A 253-nucleotide genomic window follows, 5' to 3' on the forward strand; every position below is an offset into this window, starting at 1 on the left:
GGCGTACTGAGCAACCTTTCCCCTATTAATTCAGATTTATAATCTGCTTCGAATTTTTTCAGGATCAATGGAAGTTCCATGGTTCCAAACCAGGCATCTACTTCAGGCATTTCAGCTTCCAGATCACCACGGTAAAGTTCACTTAAACATCCAGTCACATATACTTTATCCAGTTTCCCTCTGCGTTTCAATTCCACCTGATCCAAAATCGTGTTGATACTCTCTTCTTTGGCTTTATCAATAAATCCGCAAG

1 pseudogene is annotated in these 253 nt (G+C 40.3%); it reads right to left on the reverse strand.

The window, feature by feature from the left end:
• Positions 1 to 253 (reverse strand): annotated as a pseudogene (locus tag VJI94_RS08585) (30S ribosomal protein S12 methylthiotransferase RimO); the annotation flags it as partial.

The organism is Parvimonas sp. D9, from assembly GCF_035282565.1.
GTDB classification, from domain to species: Bacteria; Bacillota; Clostridia; order Tissierellales; family Peptoniphilaceae; genus Parvimonas; species Parvimonas micra.